Genomic DNA, 18,747 nt, shown 5'->3' with positions numbered 1-18,747 from the left:
ATGAAGCATCTATTGACCCGCCTGACCCTGGCGGTCGGGCTGGCTGCACCGGTGTTGTTTGCTCACGCTGATGATCAGGTCAAGCGCGGCGAATACCTCGCTCGCGCTGCCGACTGCATGGCGTGCCATACCGCACCCGGCGGTGCGCCGTTTGCCGGCGGGCTGCCGATCGTCTCGCCGTTCGGCACGATCTACGGCACCAACATTACCCCGAGCAAAGAGCACGGCATCGGTCTGTACAGCGATGACGAATTCTTCGCTGCGCTGACCGAAGGCAAGCGTCGCGACGGGGCGAATCTGTATCCGGCGATGCCCTACACCTCGTATCACCTGGTGCCTCGGGAAGACTCGGATGCAATCCACGCGTACTTGAAAACCATCGAGCCGATCGAGCGCACCGCGCCGGTCACCAGCCTGAGTTTTCCGTTCAACGTGCGTCCGGGCTTGATCGGTTGGAACATGATGTACGGCAAGGCCTTGAAGCTGGAATCTGCCGAAGGCAAAAGCGAAGCCTGGAAGCGCGGTCAGTACATGGTCGAGGTGCTTGGCCACTGCGGCGAATGCCACACGCCACGCGGCCTGCCGGGTGCGATGCAATTGGACAAGCGCCTGACCGGCGGCATCCTCAACGGTTATCTGGCACCGAGCCTGCTCGCCACCGATCTGGCGGCGCGCGGCTGGAATCAGCAGGACCTGAGCACGTTCCTCAAGCACGGCATGAGCGCCCAGGGCACGATGTTCAACGAGATGCTCCCGGTGTTCCACAACAGCACCCAGGGCCTGAACGATCAGGATCTGGCGGCGATGGCGACGTTCCTGCTCGGCGACAAACCACCAGTAGCCAAAGAGCTGGCTGAAGTGTCGCTGGACAAACTCAGCCCGAGCGCCCAGCGCGGCCGTCAGGAATATTTGAACGTCTGCGCCGGTTGTCATGCTGCCGGTGGCGAAGGCAAACCGCACATCGCCGTGGCCATGCGCGGCAACACCACGCTGCGTCTGGAAGATCCGCGCAACCTGGTGCGGGTGATCGAGGACGGCATCGGCGAGCAGAAATTCGCCGGGTTCGAACACATGCAACCGATGCCGGGTTTCGCCGACAAACTCAGCGCTGAACAGCTGACCGATCTGCTGAACTACCTGCGGCAAGGCTGGGGCGGTCAATCGGCAGCGTTGGCGGTGAGCGACGTGCAGAAATTGCAGGCTGACGCACCGGCCGTCGAGCACAAGGCGCACTGACATGCAGCATCTCGATCTACAGGTTGTGCGGCGGGCACTGGAGTGGTCGGTGGCGGGGCAGCGCATTTGGCTTTGCACCGTGCTGACCACCTACGGCTCGGCGCCGCGTGCGCCGGGTTCGCTGCTGGCGGTGAACGAAACCGGCCAGTGGATCGGGTCGCTGTCCGGTGGCTGCGTCGAGGAAGATTTTCTCGAGCGCGTGGCTGAGGGCGCGTTTCTCGATGCGGTCAACGTCGTGCGTTACGGTGAAGGCGATGATCCGCGCTCGCGGGTCAGCCTGCCCTGTGGCGGCATTCTCGATGTACTGGTAGAGAAATTTGACGCCGACTGCGAGGTGCAGGCGCATCTGCGTGAGCTTGAATCAGCGTTGCTCGGTCAGCGTCGCTTGATTCGCGAAGTCGATCTGGCCAATGGTGCGCGCAGTCTGTTCGCGGATCGCGAGCAGGGTGCACGCATCGAGCGCGAGATCGATCGGGTGCGGGTTCGCATCGGTGCCGCTCAGCGCTTGTTGCTGGCGGGTTACTCCAGCGTGGCGCAGGCCTGTGCCGAGTTCGCGGTGGGTCTCGGCTTTGAGGTGATTCTCTGCGATCCGCGTGATGAAGTACTCGAAGGCGTGGTACTGAATGGCGTGGAGATTCGTCGGCAACTGCCGTCGGTGTTCATCGCTGACGGCGGTTGTCATCGCGATACCGCGGTGGTGGCGCTGACCCATGATCCGCGTATCGACGATCTGGCGATGATGGAAGCGGTGCGCACCGAGGCGTTTTACATCGGCGTCATGGGCTCGCAGCAGACTTCGCAGAAACGCTTCGAGCGCTTGCGCAGGATTGGTGGGCTAGGGGAGGTTGAACTGGCGCGGATTCATGCGCCGATCGGCCTGAACCTGGGCAGCAAGACGCCCGCGGAAATCGCCTTGGCGGTGCTGGCGGATATCTTGCGGATTCGTAGCGGGATTGCTCGGGATCAACTCTGATCTGGACTTTGCAAATATTTGTGGCGAGGGAGCTTGCTCCCGCTGGGCTGCGCAGCAGCTCTTCTTTTTTGGATAAAGGAGGCGCCGCTTCGCGACCCGGCGGGAGCAAGCTCCCTCGCCACAGTTGTTTGCCAGTCAAGAAAACTGATCAGAAACCCAGCTTGTCACGCAGTCCGTAATACCACGCACCCAGCGCCGCAAATGGCGTACGCAGCAACTGCCCGCCCGGGAACGGGTAATGCGGCAGATCGGCAAATGCATCAAAACGCTCGGCCTGTCCGCGCAACGCCTCGGCCAGCACCTTGCCCGCCAGATGCGTGTACGTCACACCATGGCCGCTGCAGCCTTGCGAGTAGTAGATGTTGTCGCCAAGGCGCCCAACCTGCGGCAGACGCGACAGGGTCAGCAGGAAATTGCCGGTCCAGGCGTAATCGATCTTCACGTCCTTGAGTTGCGGGAATGCCTTGAGCATTTTCGGGCGGATGATCGCTTCGATGTTTGCTGGATCCCGCGCGCCATAAACCACACCACCGCCGAAGATCAGGCGCTTGTCGCCCGTCAGGCGGTAGTAGTCGAGCAGGTAGTTGCAGTCTTCGACGCAGTAGTCCTGCGGCAGCAGGGTTTTCGCCAATTCATCGCCCAGCGGTTCGGTGGTGATCACCTGGGTGCCGCACGGCATGGATTTCGCCGCCAGTTCCGGCACCAGATTGCCGAGGTAGGCGTTGCCGGCGACGATGATGAATTTAGCCCTGACCTTGCCTTGCGGCGTGTGCACCACGGGGTTGGCGCCGCGCTCGATGCGCACGGCTGGCGATTGCTCATAGATCGTGCCGCCGAGGGATTCCACTGCAGCGGCTTCGCCGAGGGCCAGGTTCAGCGGATGAATGTGGCCGCCGCTCATGTCGAGCATGCCGCCGACGTATTGATCGCAGGCGACCACTTCGCGGATGCGGCGCTGGTCGAGCAGTTCCAGTTGCGTGTGGCCGAAGCGCTCCCACAGGCGTTTCTGCGATTCCAGGTGGCCCATCTGCTTGGCCGTCAGCGCGGCGAACACGCCGCCATCCTTCAGGTCGCACTGGATGTTGTACTTGGCGACGCGCTCACGAATGATCCGGCCGCCTTCGAAGGCCATCTGCCCGAGCAGTTGCGCCTGCTTGGGGCCGACAGTGCGCTCGATGACGTCGATGTCGCGGCTATAACTGTTGACGATCTGCCCGCCATTACGCCCCGACGCACCGAACCCGACCTTGGCCGCTTCCAGTACCGTCACGCGAAAACCGTTCTCCAGCAGAAACAACGCCGAGGACAGTCCGGTGTACCCGGCGCCGATCACACAGACATCCGTCTCCACATCATCCTGCAAGGCCGGACGTGGCGGTACGGCATTGGCCGACGCAGCGTAATAAGACTCTGGGTAAGGGGTGTTCGCCATCCTGCAGCCTCTGTTTAATATATTTTACGAGTGCGTCGATCCTACCCGAGTTGAAAAACCTCCGCCAGCCACCGGAAAAATCTTCTCTACCGGCCCGAAATTAAATATTTTGCATATTCATAGGGTTAGGTGAAAAAAAGGTGTTGACACCCCTCCGGAATTCCGTAGAATGCCGCCTCACAGCAGGCACGTAGCTCAGTTGGTTAGAGCACCACCTTGACATGGTGGGGGTCGTTGGTTCGAGTCCAATCGCGCCTACCAAACAAAATCCGCTCTGCTGGGCGGTCTAGAAGGGCTCACCGAAAGGTGGGCCCTTTTTTGTTGTCTGCGATTTGCCCAAGCCTGCTCAAACGGGCTCGTCGATCACTTCTCATCTTTCGTTACCTTGAGCGCTTAGCGTGTTTCGAAATAACACGACCGGTGCATATGATTTTCTGTCTCTTTTTGGATCCGTCGAAAAAGTGTGGATATTGAAGGGCTTACCGGTATTTTTAACCGACCGGTTATCAAAAAAATGTTGTTGCTGTTCGTGAACTTCAGTAACATCTGCCCCGCGTTCACCACCACGGTTTATGCATTTTTAAATCCCAAGCTTCCATCAGCTGCTTGGGATTTTTTTTGCCTGCGATTTGGCATTCCCTGCCTCTGTTCCCCCCAGCTTTCGCGCGAAGCCTCCCGCGATCCACGATCGCGCATGGGCGAAACCTCGATTTTTCGACTACTACTGACTGGCCTTTCCAGGGCTTTCTCAAAGGAGTTCGTCGATGCTGGCTCACTGGTTTCTTGCCGCAATTCATCTATTGGCTTTTGCCTTGGGCTTCTGGGCGGTATTGACTCGTGGTACGGCGTTCAGTCGCATGGCGGCGGGTGTCGGCGAGGCCAGGCGTGTTTTGCTCGCCGATAATCTGTGGGGGATTGCCGCGCTGGTTCTGCTGGTGACCGGGGGCATGCGCGCCTTCGGCGGCTTTGAAAAGGGCACTGACTACTATCTGCATCAGCCGTTGTTTCATTTGAAGATGGCGTTGTTCGTACTGATTCTGCTGATTGAGCTGGCGCCGATGATCACGCTGGTCAAGTGGCGGATCGCGTTGGCACGGGGCAAGGCGTTCGATACCGGGCGTGCAAAGCTGTATGCACGGTTCAGTCACATCGAGGCGCTGCTGTTGGTATTGATGGTGATTGCAGCCACCGGCATGGCACGCGGCGTGACGTTCGGCTAGCAGGGAGCAATTCTCTGTGTTCTCTCGGAAATGTCTGACAGCCAAGCTTGGCAGTCGCAGGTAGTATCGCGCTGCTGGGGAGAGGGAAGGGAGCGAATGAAGCGGAGAGGAAGGGCATGTGTCAGGCGCCGTGCCCAGTGAGTGGACTGGGAAGCGGATGGCAATACGGCGCGTGAATTTTTAGCCAGTCATTACGCAGAGGCAAACGAACTGGCTACTGACTGCGGGGTGGCTCAAGGCGTTTGTGGCTTGTCCGGGGCGGTCAGGCCAGCCTGAATGCGCTGATAGATCTCTTCACGGTGCACGGCAACGTTTTTCGGGGCGTTGATGCCGATACGGACTTGCTGACCGCTTACGCCGAGGATGGTGATGGTGATGTCATCACCAATGTTTATGCTTTCACCGACTTTGCGGGTGAGTATCAGCATGGTCTTCTCCTTGATTGCTTTGTAGGGCACCTGATTCAGACAGTGCAGAGGTCGGTGGTACGTATAGATTAGTGCGAAGTCTCACGGTTTGGGTGCCTCTTTCTGACGCGCAGATGTGGCATTAATTCCCAGGGCGTAACTATACAGAGGCTGCAATCATCAATCTCGTTGTTTTGTGCCCATTTTGCGGGCCTCGCGAAGTATTTATGAATGTTAAGATCGGCGCTTTGTGATTTTCGAGGAAAGCGTTGTGCGCAAATTGGTCTGGATGGTCGCGGCACTGGCATTGGCAGGGTGTGGTGAAGGCAAGAGTGTAGATGTGCAGAAGCCGAAAACGACAGTCGCGGCCGCGCCTGCTGCGGCATCTGCTCCGCAGTGGGACCTCGAAGTACGCGGCGAAACGCCCCAGGCTGTCAGCGATCTGAGTGGCTGGTTGATCGAGCATGCATTCGTGCCGACCGTGATCAAGGACAGCAGCGGCAAGACACGGATCCTGATCGGTCCGTTCAACTCCCAGGCCGAGGCGCAAGCTCGTAAGGTAGAAGTGGATGCGGCATTGGTGAAAGCCAAGAAGCAGAATGTCGAGTCGGTCATCGTGGAGCATCCGCTCGCGCCGTAAGCAGCAGATTCAGCGGAGCGGCCTAAAGGACATCGCAGGTGACTCGTCTTATACGAGTCAATCACGATTTCTCGAAGGAGCTCCGCATGGCCTCCGCCGCTCCCTACAAACTCTTCAATGCAGTTCTGCATCGCAAGACCCTCTTGAGTCCGCACCTGATGCGGATCACGCTGACCGACCCCTCAATCACTGGTATGGCCACCTGGGCGCCTGATCAGCGGATCAAGCTGTTTTTCCCCGCTGAAGATGGAACACCCGCAAATCTTGCGCAGGAAGAGGGCTGGTACGCCCGTTTTCGCTCGATGCTCGCGAGTCGTCGACCAGCAATGCGCACTTACACCATCCGTCATTTGCGCGCCGAACAGGGTGAGGTCGACATCGATTTTGTCCTGCATGGCGAGACCGGTCCTGCCTCGCGCTGGGCGCTGCATGCGCAGCCAGGGGCGTCTATGCAGATTCTTGCTCCCGACAGCGAGTTTTCGGCACAGGACGCCGGAGGATTCGAATGGAAACCGCCGCAGGTGCTCAAGGAGGTTTTGCTGGTGGCTGATGCCACGGCATTGCCAGCTGCGATGGGGATTCTCGAAGAGCTGGCCGCCATGTACGAGCCGCCCCGGACTCAGGCGTTCTTCGAGGTGGACAGTGCGCAAGACATGCTCTCGGTGCCGGATTGGCCCGGGCTGACAGTGCAGTGGCTGGTTCGCGATCAGGCGCCAGCAACAGTGGCTGGAGCGCTGATGGTGGAAGCGGTGATGCACGGGGTCCGGCCAACACAGGGCCAATCACTCGGGCAGGTCGCTGAACTGGCCGAGGTCGATATCGACGAAAACATTCTTTGGGAGATCGCCAACACCGCCCCTGCAGGATTCTATGGCTGGATTGCCGGAGAAAGCGCTGCCGTCATGCGCCTGCGTAAATACCTGATCAAGGAATGCGGTATCCCGCGCGAGTCACTCAATCTGATGGGCTACTGGCGCTACAACAAAGCTGGCAGCTAAAAGCAAAAAAGGCCTCAAACACCACGTTCGAGACCTTTTCTTTTGGGCTGAAGGATCAGCCGCAGGCTTTAAGGTTTACCGGGCCGACGAATTCATTGCCGCGTCCCATCACACACGCCACGCTCTGATTGCGCTGGCGCTCCCAATCCTGCACCGGGTACGTCTTGTCCCACGCTTCATACAGCTGGCGATCCTGTTTCGACAGGCGCAAGCCGTATTGCTTGCTCATGTAGAAATAGGTGCGAGCGATCATGCCGCGAATCGACGGGCGAGGCATGACCTTCTTGGCCTTGAAGTCGACCTGGGTCAGGCACGATCCGTACTGTCCGGATTGCACCGGCAGCCAGCCATAACTGAAGTTGCTGCGATCACCGTTGACAATGATATCGAATGCAACGTTTTGTTGACTTGCCTCATTGATCCTAGAAATGTCTATATAGATCAGCCTACTCGGTGATCTCCGTTCGGCGTAATGCCTTTAAAAATCTTGTCAACGTTGACATCTAGGCATCGCCAGAACTCCCGACAAACGGTTTTGATCTTGGGCTTTGGTGTGGCTCTGTTCAGGGCATCTCAACACCAATACGACTTGGGTCTAAGCGTTCCTCTCTCCTCGTCAGAATTTTTACAGACAGTCTCGCTAGAGCCAGATACTCCTAAAGTGTCAGCGCTGAACTTGGGGCCCTTTTAGAGCAACCTTTCCGTCTTTCCGGTTTAGGAGGGTGTTGTAGGCCAGCTATGGTCGCATCTGCTGCGGTGGATGAAGGTGGTCTACAGTGAGTTGGATTCTCAACAAATCCGGCCACGAGACCACTATATGAATCGCAACGCCCGGCGTCGCTACGAAAAAGAATTTCCAAAGTCTTGCGCAAGGATGGGGACAACTGTGGCGTGTGCCGTGCACCGCTGACACACACACAACGCCCAGACCTTCGGCGGCCTACTGCCGAATGGGGAGATTGTGCTGGCGTCGAACTGTTGTGTCCGCAAGCTCGAAACGGTAATGGGGTCTGGGGTTTACATCAACCAGAACACAAATGCCATCGTCAGCGTGCTGGAACAAGTGCCTGGTGGGCAGATGCCTGCACCAGATATTTTCGCCGCTGTCGATCGCATGCGCTCAGGTGTTGATGCCATCGATGCCATGACGAAGGAAGTGATGCGCAAAAGTGGCATGATCACCCAGCCTACGGGCATCTCGCCCACTGACACTCCCTGGAAATCTGACGACGCTGCCTGGTTCGAGCGAAACAAAGACCGCACTCATCGTATGCGGCCAATGCATCATGGGGAGCGTGAGCAACTTCCGCCTAACCTCAAGCAGTTTCAGATACCCGAAGGGCATCGCTTCGAGATCTTGGTGCGTCAGATTGTTAGAGGTCAGCGTATTCGTTCGCTGTTCTGTCGGAACCTAGAAATCGACATTCCTGACAGCGACGAGGTTATCCATGCAATCTTCGACATGGTGGCTGCCGGGAGAGGGGACGGTGTTATTCGCCCCGAGCGGATTGAGGCTATCGCCGAGGAGTACCGCCGTTCTGCGGCTGCTCCCAAGCATTGAATGATGCAAAGGTGCTTGCTCCGACCTCAGACCTGATCCACGAAAGCTGTCGTCAGGCGGTATCTCCCACTGCCTGGTTTTCATGAGGTGGGGTTCAGTCTGCACAGGTTGGCGGAAGTGCGAGAGGTTGATCAGGAAGAGGCTAGATGCTTTTCATTGGCCTGCCTGCCTGCCTGCCTGCCTGCCTGCCTGCCTGCCTGCGTATGGCGTCAGAGTGCCGCCGTGTACGTATTGATGTGGGTGCTGTTGCAGTTGGTCTGGAGGCCCCAGCAGCACGCATAGCTGCGCGCCTTCTCACGGCCATCGCTGTAGAAGACGATCACAGGCTCGCCTTCATGTACGCCACGCTGTGTCAGCCGCGCTCTGGCCGTGAAGGGGACACCACCGAGGGTGACATACTGGCGCCCTGGCGCAAGCATGATCCGGTTGAACGCCCGGGTGAACGAGAGGTTGGTCTGTGCTGCTCCGGCGTGAGGGCCGAGGTTTGGTTTGACGACCATGAGCAATGTCCTTTAAGGGTGGGAGGACGCCAAGTTTAGGATATTTCGGGACTTTTCTGCAGGGAGAAATGGCACGATGCGAGCGCTTGGATTTGGCTATTAAGCTCAGCAATTGAAGGGAGAAAAAACGGAGAAAACCCCCATCAATATGTGACGCACATTACGTAATTGAATGGACAAAAAAGACGCAACCTAGATTGCGTCTTTTTGTTGCCTGAAAGAAAGCGCTACATCAGGTGCTTTTCAGCCTCGGGTATATGCGCCGAGCCCAACATTGCCGGCAACAACCCGGAACGGCAATCCCCACCGCTCGGCTGCCGATATGCCCGGTTACGACTCTGGCACGATAAGGCGTATCGTGCTGAAGATTCTGCCTATGAAGGTTTATCCCTTTTGCCAGTACCGCTGGACAGTCGATGTGGGCAAACCCAGCTCGCGCGCAGCTTCGGCTTGTGTCAGGCCCTGCTTTTTCAGTTCAACAACGGCACTGACCCTCTGAGCATCCGCTCGAGTTCCTCGAGATCGTTTTTTCAATGCTCCGTCCTGAATCTGATTCTCCATGATTTTAAGGCCCCCCGATTCGATGAAGCCTTGAAGCTCTTTTTGCGCATTTTTTATCAAATGTTCAGGAGCCTCTTTGTCACGTATCGCCAAGCACAACGCCAATAGAGTCAGAAGGTTGATATCGAGCGTTTCAGCGATCTTGACGAGGGTCGGTAGTGTCGCCTGGATTTTCCCTTGTTCCAGCAAGCTAAGGTTGCTCTGGCTGATGGTTCCCGCCAGGGCCTCATAGCCCAATCCTTTCATTTGCCGGATGGCGCGCAGCGTGACGGCTAGCTCTTCCTTCACGTTCAATTTCTCAAAATGAAGGATAGAGCCATACTCGCATTGGCCCGCCAAATATCTTAAATTGTTAATAGTGGGATATTTGCTTATGATGGCCATTCAACAGGATGCATAGCGCCAAGGAATCGCGTGCCTTTCGGCAGCATCCCTATCCGGTTGCCAGAAGCATGAGCAGGGTCAATCGAAGGCTGCTTACGCTGAGCTTGTTCAGAGCTTGGCAGGGTTTGAAATAGGGTTTATCCGAAGTGTTTGTAACCAATAGCAGCAATTTGCAGGGGCAGTTTAGAACTCCAGACGGTATTCGAATGCTCTGGAAATCCATGGATATCAGTCGGTGCGAGTACTCGTTTCTGATTGAGGGAATGGGATTGGAGGATGGGGCCTTCGGCCCGGTTGCGCATCTAGTTACGGATGTGGAAACCGTTCAGATGATGCGTGCAGCGGAGCAGGGTGAGTTCATGATCGTGACGAACATTCATCTCATCCTTCCACCTACAAAGCGCGAGCAGGGGTCATACGCAATGGAGCTTCTCTCTGAAATTCGTATTCAGCCTGGCACCGAGGCAAACCCCGTTTACGAGTTCATCACCGGAACGGGCCATATCTACACCAGTGCACGCACATGATGGTTCAAACACTGGAGGCGCCATGTCAGTAACACTTGATGAGATTGCTCAGTTTTTTTACGGAAGCGGGGAAGTCGTTCTTGGTTGGCATGGCGAGCAAGAAGAATTAATAGGGCTCGCCGAAAGGACTTTTCCGGGGAAGCCTTTCTGCCTAGTGAAGCAATGGATCATCGCTGATCTCCAGCTCACGCAGGCGGAGCAGGATCGTCTCGCATCAATGGGGCTGCTACCAAAAGCTGTCTACTCCCATGAGGTCGTCCTGGACAGCCGCCGGCGTTTTTCTCCCGGCCACTGGGTGCGCACCAATTTCGGAGTTTCGCATGACCACCCGTGCATGTTTGAAACCAAAAGCACTGTCTACCTATTGCTTGGTGATGGTGTGAGAAAGCCCGCGGCACTGAGTACCGTTTTCTCGTTTCGAGCGTAACTAACTCAACACTTTCACCCACGCTGCCATTCAGGCAGTGCGATTGACTACGCCTTTAAAAATTGCAGGAGCACGTTTTGATTCGATTTGATTGCCGGCAGGTCACTGGAGTGATCGAGAAGCCACGAGTGATTGCTACTGAGCAGGGGACTGTGACCGCGCGTATCGTTATCGATGGGCAGGTATTGCCGAATGTTTTGCTGCCAGGAAAAATTTTTGAAGAGATTGAGGCGGGGGAGCAAGTGACCCTGTACGGCATCTTCACGAAGAAAAAAGACAAGACTGAAAACAAAGCCACCATCTACGCCATGAAGGGCGCGAACAGCAAGCTGGTGGCAGCAAGGCAGTACCAGATCAAGGTACCGGTGATGCTGATGGCCTACGCAGTGCCGTTGATGATCTTGGCATTCATTGCCGGGTGCTTCCTTTCTCCCTATCCGATTCATCTAGTTTCCGGAAGCGTTGATCCTGATTACCTAGTTCGGACGACCTTCGTTTGGGCGTTCTGGGAGGGGATCTTGGCAGGGCTGGTCATGGTGGGGATTGCGATCAATTGGATCGTGAAAAGCAATGACCCGGAGAGCTGGGCAGTGATCGATGCTGTGACGCTTTCCCAGCGCTTCAGTAAGGCGTTTAAGTAAACGCTAGATAGCCTGGCTTTCCCTTTGGTGAAGGCTTTCTAAGCGAGGGAGAGGTGGTACGTGCAGACCGATGAGCTTGAGCGTGAGCGACGTCGCAAAGCGGTGGCGGAGGTTCTTGGCTGTCAGGCACTCGAAGGTGTGAGGCTCTCCTCTACGCACCTTGCTGAGATGCAGCGATATGCGGATGGCCTAGTCAGTCTTGACGAGCTACTGCCGGAGTTGATTGAGTGCATACGGCAGTGCTCTCCACGGTAAGCAGTTAACTTCCATGAAAGTTGGCTCTGAGAGATCTTTACCATGCTTGATTCGAGCTGCCCGACAAGCAGCCGGCTGACGCCGAATGATCGAGTTCTATTTCTCGATTTTGATGGGGTGCTGCACCCAGACGACGTTTACCGTACTCGGAGTGGTTTGGTGTTGCGTGCACCCGGGCAACTCATGATGCATGCCGGAATTCTGATCGAGATTCTGAAGGAATTTCCTCAAGTCAAAATCAGCTTGTCGACCAGTTGGGTGCGCATCCTCGGTTACCGGCGTGCACGCGCTGCTTTACCGCCAGAGTTGCAGGTTCTCACCGTGAGCAGTACGTGGCATTCAAGGATGCCCAAGGCGCCTCTTGAGGGCTATGACATGTACAGCCGCTATCAGCAGATCCGTGCTGCAGTGACTAGGGCAGGTCTGACGAATTGGATAGCCTTGGATGATGATCCTTTTGAAAGCTGGCCAGGTCACGATCAACGGCTGATCCGGACTGATCCTAACCTGGGTCTTGGCTCAGTGCTGAACCAGGAGGAGCTACGGTTCAAGCTGAGAGTATTGATGAGGACGTAAAAACATTTCCCGTGACGCTTTGAATTGCTGCAAAACATGAGTTTATTGTTTCAGTAACCGTATTCGTTCAGCAATTTGCGCAGGAATTCACGCCGCCTTTGAGCGATGCACAGAATGAGGTAATCACGCTCGTAGTCCTTCGTCGAGAGGTGTCCGGCATCCACAAGGCCATGAATGTAGCCTTCAGCTCTGCCTCTCGCTTCGAGCAGTGCATCTATTGTGGTGCTTTGGTAAATATCTTCAGCCAGCAATCGCCACCGTTTCTTCTGATGCTGCCCGATTGGGTCGTCCGAAAATTTTGGTGCGTTGATCAGGGTGCTGAAATCAGAACGTGCGCCGGGTGTGTTCATAGCGGACTCTCAGAACTGTGATGTCTATGCCGAGGCTATCATGCGCACATTTAACGGCTTGCTGTTGGCTGGCTTTTGTAGGCGCTGGCGCGAAGGAGCGAGTTCAATGAGGGCGCAGCTTTTCGATAGCACCTTTGAAGCCTGGAGTTGGATATGGGACACCTCAGCCTTGAGGACATTTACCCCGATGACGTAGAAAAATATGGACATATGCGGGTAGGAATGACCGATCTCTACGTAAAAGACAATCACGCCGTTTATGGCGTGGTTACAGGTGGCGATTACCGCGAGCTGACCAGCAGGTTACTGCGTGACGAGGCGGTGCAAATGATCATCAGCGCTAAGCTTGCCGCGTTGGCCGAAGAGTACGATCCGTGGATCAGGCGCATCGAACGCAATCGCGCCTTACGGGCTAGGTATGGGAACAAATTCGATCCTTGGAGAGACGACTGACAGCTCCCTGCGTCCAATCAACAATGCAGCGCCTCACCTTTTTCGGCCGTTCTGGTGGTAACGCATCTCATCGACCCATCGATACTGCAGGCAGTGGAACCAAAAACCCCAGGCGGTTAGGCGTACTGGCGACTAAATCAGCTTTGCCAAAGCGAAAGCGCACTGCACTTAACCAACCGCTTTCATCCCCTCTGAACTGCCATTTGCATTGGACTTGATCTGCACGGTTAGCACTCATAAGCGGGGCGGAGCAAGCCATTGCAGAGTATCGGCATCGGCAGAGATCGGCCAAAAGAAGCTGTTCGATCAAGGACGGTTTCCGGTCAGATCTTCGCACAAGGCGGTCTGTGCCCCAGCTTGATGAGCGGAAAACTCCTCAGTTTCAAACCTCTGTAGCTCCATGCCGATATTACTCAGTCTCTTCAAGCGGGCGCTTTCGCCCAACACATAAGGCTCCTGGTCTTTACGCGGAAGAAAACCCTGATGCATTCGTACCTCAAAAATTGTCCGTGAAACCTCGTTAATACTCTCTACAAAGGATGTCGAAACCGGTGAGCGCTGAACGTTTGCCTGATGTACCACGGCCCCCGCTTCCGCTCCTCGAATCCTGAGCAATGCCCATTCTTTTCCCGGTGAGCCAAACATGACCAGTTCGACGGTGACGCCTCCATTCCCTTCATAACCTCGTACGATTGGACTTTCCAGGCACGAGGCGGCATAACAATAATTGCCCGCCCAAAGCCCTGCCACTTGAGCGCTGAACACCAATGGCGAAATGAGCGCTTTCAAAAACGACATGCTGCTATCTCAATGAATAAGGCAGCACAGCATAAAAACCTGCTGGCTGTTGACCTATAGCACTGCTTATCCCTAAGCTGTGCATATGACGTACAGCTCAGACGATATTTTCCCTCCTTTCGAAGCCCTGCAAGCTGCCCTTGCCGCCGCTAGTACAGGTTCCTTCACTGCGGCAGCAGCGGAACTGGAAGTTACACATGCGACCATCAGCCGACGCGTGGAAATGGCTGAAAAATGGTTTCAATGCTCCCTGTTCGACCGCCATGCGCGCGGTGTCACCGTGACGGCCACTGGGCAAATAGCGCTGGCCAAAGTCGCTCATGCCTTTGACCAACTCAAACAATCGCGACAGCCCCGGCCCGTCGGCCATACCTTGCCCATCGTCAGATTGGCCACTACGCCGTCCTTCGCGCGTTTCTGGATGATCCCGCGCCTGACCGAACTCGAAGGTACGACTCAGGATTTACGTCTAGAGCTGGTCACCTCTGCTTTGAATGCCAGCCTTTCCTCAGGGGAGGTCGATCTGGCCATCAGATACGGGCGCGGACAATGGAATGACGGGGATGAGGAGCCACTATTCGAGGAGTCGCTTTGCCCTGTGGCGTCGCCCGAAGTTCTCGCCATGAACGAACAACCGTTGTCTTTAATACAGGATGCTGCGCTGCTACACACCGGCGACACGACACTTTGGCGAGCATGGATGGGCCATCATGGCAAACGCCTGACTTCGAAGCCCATCGACAGGGTGATGGGCGACTACGCCCAGGCAATCGAAGCCGCCCGCTCAGGATTGGGCATCGCACTTTGGAATCCGGCGATTCACTCTCTTGATGCATTCAACGGACAATTGGTCGCATTGGAGGAATTGAGCTGCCCAAGCCCGCTGAGATTCTTCCTGCTGTCGAAGCCTGGCCCGGCTCATACACCGCCAATGAGGGTTCGGTCGAGGCTTCTCGGGTTATTGAGTAAAAGCTTCGCCTTTTAAAACCAAAGGACGCAGACGTCCCTTTTGTACTGATTCAGGTTCTCCAATGAAGGGCAACAGTGGGTCGACTCCAGCCCTTCACGACAGGCAGAAACCGGCCCAGAGTGTGTAAAAACGCTCATAACCTGATCGTCTTGAGCCATTGACGTTCGTTGGCTGAGCGATCGCACGGTCAATGCTTCGAGTCGCACCGGTCGCGACCTGGAACACGTAACGTTGTTTTTAGAGCCTCTGGAATGGGCCAAAACCAGCCTTTTTTATGCCGACAGCGCCTTCATTAAACCGTTAGCACCAATGATTTTCATGACCCGTTTCAATTTGTAGACGAGCACATTCAAGCTCATCTCCGCGCTCACCCCGGCCAGCTTTCGTGTCAGGAAGTGCGTTGCACCCATCCATTGTTTGAGCGTCCCGAAGGGATGCTCAATAGTCCGTTTTCGGACGCGCATCATCTCCGGTGCTTTGCTCAGCCTAAGCTGCATTTCCTCCAATACAGCTTCATGCTCCCAGCGTCGAACTCGTCGTTCCGTGCTCGGGGTGCATTGCGACTTCAACGCGCAGCTCTGGCATTTCGAACTCCAGTAACGATGCAAATTCAGGCCTTTTTCAACGTAGGAGTAGTGCCAGACCAGCGCCTCGCCAGCCGGGCAAATGTATTCGTTTTTTGCCGCGTCATAGATGAAGGCATCGTTATTGAAACGCCCGTCAGCCTTGGCTCCAGAGGTCATCGGTTTGGGCACATAGGCGGTGATACCGGCATCGTGACAAGCGAGGATTTGTTCGCTTTTGAAGTAACCTCGGTCAGCTACCACCGACAACGTTTCTGACGCCATCGCCTCGCGGGCTTGCTTAGCCATCGAGCTGAGTTGATCGCGGTCGGAACCAACGTTGGTCACCTCATGCGCAACGATCAAATGGTGCTGCGTGTCGACCGCTGTCTGCACGTTATAGCCAACAATTCCCGTGCCGCGTGTCATCATGGATCGGCTGTCTGGATCGGTCAGTGAGACCTGTTTATCTGGTGATTCATTGAGCTGGATTTCGATCGCCTGAAGCTCCTTCATTTGAGTTTTGAGCTTGGCGATTTTCTCTTCCAGCCACACGGCACTGGGTTCGGAAGATGGAGGTTCTTGCCGATCAGCAGCATCGAGTGCTGCCAGGTAACGATTGATACTCGATTCAACTTCTTCCATGCGCCGTTTCAGCTTCGCGCTGGTGAAATTGCGGTCGCGGTTGTTGACGGCTTTGAACTTACTGCCATCGATCGCGACCAGATTATTCTCCGAATAATCCCAACTGCTGACACAGCACAACGAACTGGCGACAGACGCCTCGAATGGCCTTGCTGTTGTCTTTTCGGAAGTTGGCGATCGTCTTAAAGTCCGTCATCGAACGCCCGGTCAGCCACATCAGCTCGACGTTGCGTTGGGCTTCTCGCTCCAAACGTCGGCTCGACTGGATGCGGTTGAGATAGCCGTAGATGTAGATCTTCAGCAAGATCGCGGGGTGGTAAGCAGGCCGGCCAGTGCCGGCTGGAATGGCATCTTCAAAACCCAGATTGACCAGGTCGAGTTCGCCGACAAAAACGTCGACTACGCGCACCGGATTGGTATCGCTGACGTAGTCGTCGAGGCTCTCGGGAAGTAAGGTGCCTTGGCCTCGATGTTCACTTTGGATAAAGCGCTTCATGGGCGATCCTTGCGATGAAATCCTCAGAAATCATAGCAAGGGTTCGCGGAGGCGTTTTTACACACTCTGGGCCGTAAGCAGTCGTTGAAGGCAGCGCATTTTCTAAGCTGCAGATGCACATCTCGTCATCGCTACTGGGCTCTAACCGTCCACAACTGATCAACCTTCGTCGTATAGCTCTAACTCATCAACTCCCGGCGCATTGCCCAATCGGGCGCCGCCGGCACGCTGGCTAGCCGGATAACTCCCTTTCCCCAACGGCCATTGATTTCATCCAGAACGCTCATTACCTTGTCGGCCATCACTGGCTGCGAATGCGCGAACAAATCGTCAGTGAACTCGCCAGGTTGTCGGAGATCCATCAGCAGAACCTCCGCCTTGCTGTACTTGAAGCCCGGTCGGAAGAGGCGATTGACCGCTTCGGTCGCAGCCTTGGTTATGAGTCGAACATCGTTTGTCGGGTAGGGTAGTTCGACCAGTGCGCCGTTCGCATACTTCGCTTCTTCGGGATTGAACATGCCTGTCCTGATGCTCACGCGGATCTTCTTGCACAGCGAGTTTTGCGCTCTTAGCTTTTCCGCCGCGCGTTGGGTGTAGGTGGCGACGGCCTCCTTGATCGGCTCGATCTGCGTGAGTCGGGTGCCGAACATCCTGCTACAGCAAATCTCCTGCTTGGGTGGGTCAGCCTCGCCCAATTCCAGACATGAGGTGCCGGCAAGCTCGCGAGCAGTCTTCTCGATCACCACACTGAATTTCTGGCGAAGCATCCAGGGGTCGGCTTTCGCTAAATCCATGGCCGACTTGATGCCCATCATTTCCAGGTGAGTTTTCATGCGCCTGCCGATGCCCCAGACCTCTCCAACATTGGTATTGCGCAGCGTCCAGTCCCGCTTGAACGGATCGCACAGATCGACCACGCCGCCGGTGATATCCAACAGACGTTTGGCGGTGTGGTTGGCGAGTTTGGCCAGTGTCTTGGTGCGGGCAATACCAACCCCGACAGGGATGCCCGTACGCTTGAGAAGACTAGAGCGCATTTGCCGACCAAACGCAGACAGATCTCCAGGGACGCCAGTCAGATCGGCAAACGCTTCATCGATGCTGTAGACCTCAAGCGCTGGCACCATCGATTCGATGATCGTCATGACGCGTTCGCTCATGTCGCCGTATAAAGCGTAATTACTGCTGAACGCTACGATCCCGTTCCTACGCAGGTGGTCTTTGATTTGGAAGTACGGCTGGCCCATTTTCACGAAAGGCTTGGCGTCATAGCTGCGCGCGATCACACAGCCGTCGTTGTTGGATAGCACCACGATTGGCGTCTTCGCCAAGTCGGGCCTGAAGACGCGCTCGCAGCTCGCGTAGAAGCTGTTGCAGTCAATCAGGGCGAAGACGGGCTCACGTATTGTCATGATCGCGCACGCTGTATTTCACCACACCCCAGATCACCAGCTCCTCGCCCTCCATGACATGCCTTGCCGGATATTTTGGGTTCTCCGATACGAGCATCACGGCGTTCTCACGCAGAAGCAGGCGCTTGCAGAATGGCTCCGAGTTCAGCGCTGCGATGACTATGTCGCCGCTGACCGCATCGATGCTCCGATCAACGACCACCAAATCCCCTGAATAAATTCCGGCGCCCTGCATGCTGTCTCCATCAATTCTCACCAGGTACACGTGCGGCGCGCGGATATCGAACAGCTCATCGAGGGAAATGTGTTTTTCGATGTGATCAGCCGCAGGGGAGGGAAAGCCTGCCGGCACCCTGGATGAATAGAGAGGCAGCTTCCTACCGCCAGACGCTAGAGGGCCGAGGATGGTGATGCTCATGATGCAAGCCTTAGGAAGTTAACTGTATATACATACAGTTAACGATTTGGCTCGCTTGCGGTCAATCTCATAGGTACGACAATTCGACGGGTGACACCATGTGCGGGCGCTACTCGATCTACGAATCGATGGATCACTACCTCAAGGAGCTTGCGCCAAGGTAGCTGGTGATGAACGGCTATGACGTCTAGCCAGTCGAGGGGTACAACGTCGAGCTTTCTATGGTGGTGGAAATTATCCGCTCAGTGGGAGGGGCTTGGAGTGTCGATGAGGTTATATGAGGCGCATTTAGTTCAGTCCCGCT

The 18,747-nt window shown here is 55.9% G+C and carries 21 protein-coding genes, 1 tRNA gene and 2 pseudogenes; 14 read left to right on the top strand and 10 right to left on the bottom strand.

Going from position 1 to position 18,747, the window contains the following annotated elements; translation table 11 throughout:
* Both ACVHNU_RS15075 and ACVHNU_RS15070 read left to right on the top strand, forming a co-directional pair.
* Nucleotides 1–1,236, top strand: a complete 1,236-nt coding sequence (locus ACVHNU_RS15075) for a c-type cytochrome (protein ID WP_473017707.1) — start codon at nt 1–3, stop codon at nt 1,234–1,236.
* A gap of 1 nt (nt 1,237) precedes the next feature.
* Complete coding sequence (locus tag ACVHNU_RS15070; protein WP_473017706.1) at nt 1,238–2,209, top strand: XdhC family protein; 972 nt, start codon at nt 1,238–1,240, stop codon at nt 2,207–2,209.
* 148 nt (nt 2,210–2,357) lie between these two features.
* Here ACVHNU_RS15070 and ACVHNU_RS15065 read toward each other — a convergent pair whose 3' ends face one another.
* A complete protein-coding gene (locus ACVHNU_RS15065; RefSeq protein ID WP_103483622.1) occupies nt 2,358–3,641 on the bottom strand; it encodes an NAD(P)/FAD-dependent oxidoreductase in 1,284 nt (427 codons plus the stop codon).
* Nucleotides 3,642–3,825: 184 nt separating this feature from the next.
* Between ACVHNU_RS15065 and ACVHNU_RS15060 the strand changes: the two genes are divergently transcribed.
* Both ACVHNU_RS15060 and ACVHNU_RS15055 read left to right on the top strand, forming a co-directional pair.
* Nucleotides 3,826–3,902, top strand: a tRNA-Val gene (locus ACVHNU_RS15060).
* A 503-nt stretch (nt 3,903–4,405) separates the two neighbouring features.
* A complete protein-coding gene (locus tag ACVHNU_RS15055) occupies nt 4,406–4,861 on the top strand; it encodes a DUF2214 family protein (RefSeq protein WP_103483621.1) in 456 nt (151 codons plus the stop codon).
* A 233-nt stretch (nt 4,862–5,094) separates the two neighbouring features.
* Here ACVHNU_RS15055 and csrA read toward each other — a convergent pair whose 3' ends face one another.
* The gene (gene csrA, locus ACVHNU_RS15050) at nt 5,095–5,289 is read right to left on the bottom strand and encodes a carbon storage regulator CsrA (protein ID WP_003179932.1); all 195 of its coding nucleotides are present in this window, start codon (nt 5,287–5,289) and stop codon (nt 5,095–5,097) included.
* Nucleotides 5,290–5,539: 250 nt separating this feature from the next.
* Here csrA and ACVHNU_RS15045 point away from each other — a divergent pair, with 250 nt between their 5' ends.
* On the top strand, nt 5,540–5,908 hold the full coding sequence (locus ACVHNU_RS15045; protein ID WP_201137146.1) for an SPOR domain-containing protein: 369 nt from the start codon (nt 5,540–5,542) through the stop codon (nt 5,906–5,908).
* Between the two features lie 86 nt (nt 5,909–5,994).
* On the top strand, nt 5,995–6,906 hold the full coding sequence (locus ACVHNU_RS15040; RefSeq protein ID WP_473017705.1) for a siderophore-interacting protein: 912 nt from the start codon (nt 5,995–5,997) through the stop codon (nt 6,904–6,906).
* Between the two features lie 55 nt (nt 6,907–6,961).
* Here ACVHNU_RS15040 and ACVHNU_RS15035 read toward each other — a convergent pair.
* A pseudogene (locus ACVHNU_RS15035) lies at nt 6,962–7,285 on the bottom strand (endonuclease); the annotation flags it as partial.
* A 582-nt stretch (nt 7,286–7,867) separates the two neighbouring features.
* Here ACVHNU_RS15035 and ACVHNU_RS15030 point away from each other — a divergent pair.
* Complete coding sequence (locus ACVHNU_RS15030; protein WP_473017704.1) at nt 7,868–8,467, top strand: hypothetical protein; 600 nt, start codon at nt 7,868–7,870, stop codon at nt 8,465–8,467.
* 209 nt (nt 8,468–8,676) lie between these two features.
* On the opposite strand, the gene ACVHNU_RS15025 is transcribed toward ACVHNU_RS15030, so the two are convergent.
* Together ACVHNU_RS15025 and ACVHNU_RS15020 are read right to left on the bottom strand one after the other, a co-directional pair.
* Nucleotides 8,677–8,967 (bottom strand): hypothetical protein, encoded by a 291-nt coding sequence (locus tag ACVHNU_RS15025; protein WP_473017702.1) that lies wholly within the window; start codon nt 8,965–8,967, stop codon nt 8,677–8,679.
* 384 nt (nt 8,968–9,351) lie between these two features.
* Nucleotides 9,352–9,912, bottom strand: coding sequence for a helix-turn-helix domain-containing protein (locus ACVHNU_RS15020; RefSeq protein ID WP_473017701.1), 561 nt, complete (start codon nt 9,910–9,912; stop codon nt 9,352–9,354).
* A 221-nt stretch (nt 9,913–10,133) separates the two neighbouring features.
* Between ACVHNU_RS15020 and ACVHNU_RS15015 the strand changes: the two genes are divergently transcribed.
* From ACVHNU_RS15015 to ACVHNU_RS14995, 5 genes are all read left to right on the top strand, one after another.
* On the top strand, nt 10,134–10,439 hold the full coding sequence (locus ACVHNU_RS15015; protein ID WP_473017700.1) for a hypothetical protein: 306 nt from the start codon (nt 10,134–10,136) through the stop codon (nt 10,437–10,439).
* A gap of 22 nt (nt 10,440–10,461) precedes the next feature.
* On the top strand, nt 10,462–10,866 hold the full coding sequence (locus ACVHNU_RS15010; RefSeq protein ID WP_473017699.1) for a DUF6957 family protein: 405 nt from the start codon (nt 10,462–10,464) through the stop codon (nt 10,864–10,866).
* A gap of 77 nt (nt 10,867–10,943) precedes the next feature.
* Nucleotides 10,944–11,507 (top strand): hypothetical protein, encoded by a 564-nt coding sequence (locus ACVHNU_RS15005; RefSeq protein WP_473017698.1) that lies wholly within the window; start codon nt 10,944–10,946, stop codon nt 11,505–11,507.
* A gap of 60 nt (nt 11,508–11,567) precedes the next feature.
* Nucleotides 11,568–11,762 carry an antitoxin VbhA family protein gene (locus ACVHNU_RS15000; RefSeq protein ID WP_473017697.1) on the top strand — a complete coding sequence of 65 codons (195 nt, stop codon included), beginning with the start codon at nt 11,568–11,570 and terminating at the stop codon, nt 11,760–11,762.
* 42 nt (nt 11,763–11,804) lie between these two features.
* Nucleotides 11,805–12,338 carry an HAD domain-containing protein gene (locus ACVHNU_RS14995; protein WP_473017696.1) on the top strand — a complete coding sequence of 178 codons (534 nt, stop codon included), beginning with the start codon at nt 11,805–11,807 and terminating at the stop codon, nt 12,336–12,338.
* 50 nt (nt 12,339–12,388) lie between these two features.
* Here the strand turns inward: ACVHNU_RS14995 and ACVHNU_RS14990 are convergent, their stop codons facing one another.
* Entirely contained in the window at nt 12,389–12,688 is a 300-nt protein-coding gene (locus ACVHNU_RS14990; protein ID WP_473017695.1) for a hypothetical protein, read from the bottom strand.
* 153 nt (nt 12,689–12,841) lie between these two features.
* On the opposite strand from ACVHNU_RS14990, the gene ACVHNU_RS14985 reads away from it, so the two are divergent.
* On the top strand, nt 12,842–13,141 hold the full coding sequence (locus ACVHNU_RS14985; protein ID WP_473017694.1) for a hypothetical protein: 300 nt from the start codon (nt 12,842–12,844) through the stop codon (nt 13,139–13,141).
* 306 nt (nt 13,142–13,447) lie between these two features.
* Here the strand turns inward: ACVHNU_RS14985 and ACVHNU_RS14980 are convergent, their stop codons facing one another.
* The gene (locus tag ACVHNU_RS14980; protein WP_473017693.1) at nt 13,448–13,939 is read right to left on the bottom strand and encodes a hypothetical protein; all 492 of its coding nucleotides are present in this window, start codon (nt 13,937–13,939) and stop codon (nt 13,448–13,450) included.
* A gap of 85 nt (nt 13,940–14,024) precedes the next feature.
* Here ACVHNU_RS14980 and ACVHNU_RS14975 point away from each other — a divergent pair, with 85 nt between their 5' ends.
* Entirely contained in the window at nt 14,025–14,924 is a 900-nt protein-coding gene (locus ACVHNU_RS14975; protein ID WP_473017692.1) for a LysR substrate-binding domain-containing protein, read from the top strand.
* A 257-nt stretch (nt 14,925–15,181) separates the two neighbouring features.
* On the opposite strand, the pseudogene ACVHNU_RS14970 reads toward ACVHNU_RS14975, so the two are convergent.
* The 3 genes and pseudogenes from ACVHNU_RS14970 to ACVHNU_RS14960 all read right to left on the bottom strand — a co-directional run bounded on the left by ACVHNU_RS14970 (nt 15,182) and on the right by ACVHNU_RS14960 (nt 18,443).
* Nucleotides 15,182–16,613: pseudogene (locus ACVHNU_RS14970) on the bottom strand (IS1182 family transposase).
* Between the two features lie 179 nt (nt 16,614–16,792).
* Nucleotides 16,793–18,025: a translesion error-prone DNA polymerase V subunit UmuC gene (gene umuC / locus ACVHNU_RS14965; RefSeq protein ID WP_473017690.1), complete on the bottom strand. Its 1,233-nt coding sequence runs from the start codon at nt 18,023–18,025 to the stop codon at nt 16,793–16,795.
* Nucleotides 18,012–18,443 (bottom strand): LexA family protein, encoded by a 432-nt coding sequence (locus ACVHNU_RS14960; protein ID WP_473017689.1) that lies wholly within the window; start codon nt 18,441–18,443, stop codon nt 18,012–18,014. The genes umuC and ACVHNU_RS14960 overlap by 14 nt, the downstream gene beginning before the upstream one ends.
* Nucleotides 18,444–18,747 lie beyond the last annotated feature (304 nt).

The sequence above is a fragment of the Pseudomonas sp. Ors-4-3C genome, assembly GCF_055755035.1.
The sequence above is the reverse complement of the archived record's forward strand: the minus strand, read 5'-3'. Positions and strand labels throughout refer to the sequence as shown.

Bases quoted from the DNA above. Each gene is read 5' to 3' on its own strand.
- ACVHNU_RS15075 (WP_473017707.1), top strand. From the start codon at position 1: ATGAAGCATCTATTGACCCGCCTGACCCTGGCGGTCGGGCTGGCTGCA.
- ACVHNU_RS15070 (WP_473017706.1), top strand. From the start codon at position 1,238: ATGCAGCATCTCGATCTACAGGTTGTGCGGCGGGCACTGGAGTGGTCG.
- ACVHNU_RS15065 (WP_103483622.1), bottom strand. From the start codon at position 3,641: ATGGCGAACACCCCTTACCCAGAGTCTTATTACGCTGCGTCGGCCAAT.
- ACVHNU_RS15055 (WP_103483621.1), top strand. From the start codon at position 4,406: ATGCTGGCTCACTGGTTTCTTGCCGCAATTCATCTATTGGCTTTTGCC.
- csrA (WP_003179932.1), bottom strand. From the start codon at position 5,289: ATGCTGATACTCACCCGCAAAGTCGGTGAAAGCATAAACATTGGTGAT.
- ACVHNU_RS15040 (WP_473017705.1), top strand. From the start codon at position 5,995: ATGGCCTCCGCCGCTCCCTACAAACTCTTCAATGCAGTTCTGCATCGC.
- ACVHNU_RS15025 (WP_473017702.1), bottom strand. From the start codon at position 8,967: ATGGTCGTCAAACCAAACCTCGGCCCTCACGCCGGAGCAGCACAGACC.
- ACVHNU_RS15020 (WP_473017701.1), bottom strand. From the start codon at position 9,912: ATGGCCATCATAAGCAAATATCCCACTATTAACAATTTAAGATATTTG.
- ACVHNU_RS15015 (WP_473017700.1), top strand. From the start codon at position 10,134: ATGGATATCAGTCGGTGCGAGTACTCGTTTCTGATTGAGGGAATGGGA.
- ACVHNU_RS15010 (WP_473017699.1), top strand. From the start codon at position 10,462: ATGTCAGTAACACTTGATGAGATTGCTCAGTTTTTTTACGGAAGCGGG.
- ACVHNU_RS14995 (WP_473017696.1), top strand. From the start codon at position 11,805: ATGCTTGATTCGAGCTGCCCGACAAGCAGCCGGCTGACGCCGAATGAT.
- ACVHNU_RS14990 (WP_473017695.1), bottom strand. From the start codon at position 12,688: ATGAACACACCCGGCGCACGTTCTGATTTCAGCACCCTGATCAACGCA.
- ACVHNU_RS14985 (WP_473017694.1), top strand. From the start codon at position 12,842: ATGGGACACCTCAGCCTTGAGGACATTTACCCCGATGACGTAGAAAAA.
- ACVHNU_RS14980 (WP_473017693.1), bottom strand. From the start codon at position 13,939: ATGTCGTTTTTGAAAGCGCTCATTTCGCCATTGGTGTTCAGCGCTCAA.
- ACVHNU_RS14975 (WP_473017692.1), top strand. From the start codon at position 14,025: ATGACGTACAGCTCAGACGATATTTTCCCTCCTTTCGAAGCCCTGCAA.
- umuC (WP_473017690.1), bottom strand. From the start codon at position 18,025: ATGACAATACGTGAGCCCGTCTTCGCCCTGATTGACTGCAACAGCTTC.
- ACVHNU_RS14960 (WP_473017689.1), bottom strand. From the start codon at position 18,443: ATGAGCATCACCATCCTCGGCCCTCTAGCGTCTGGCGGTAGGAAGCTG.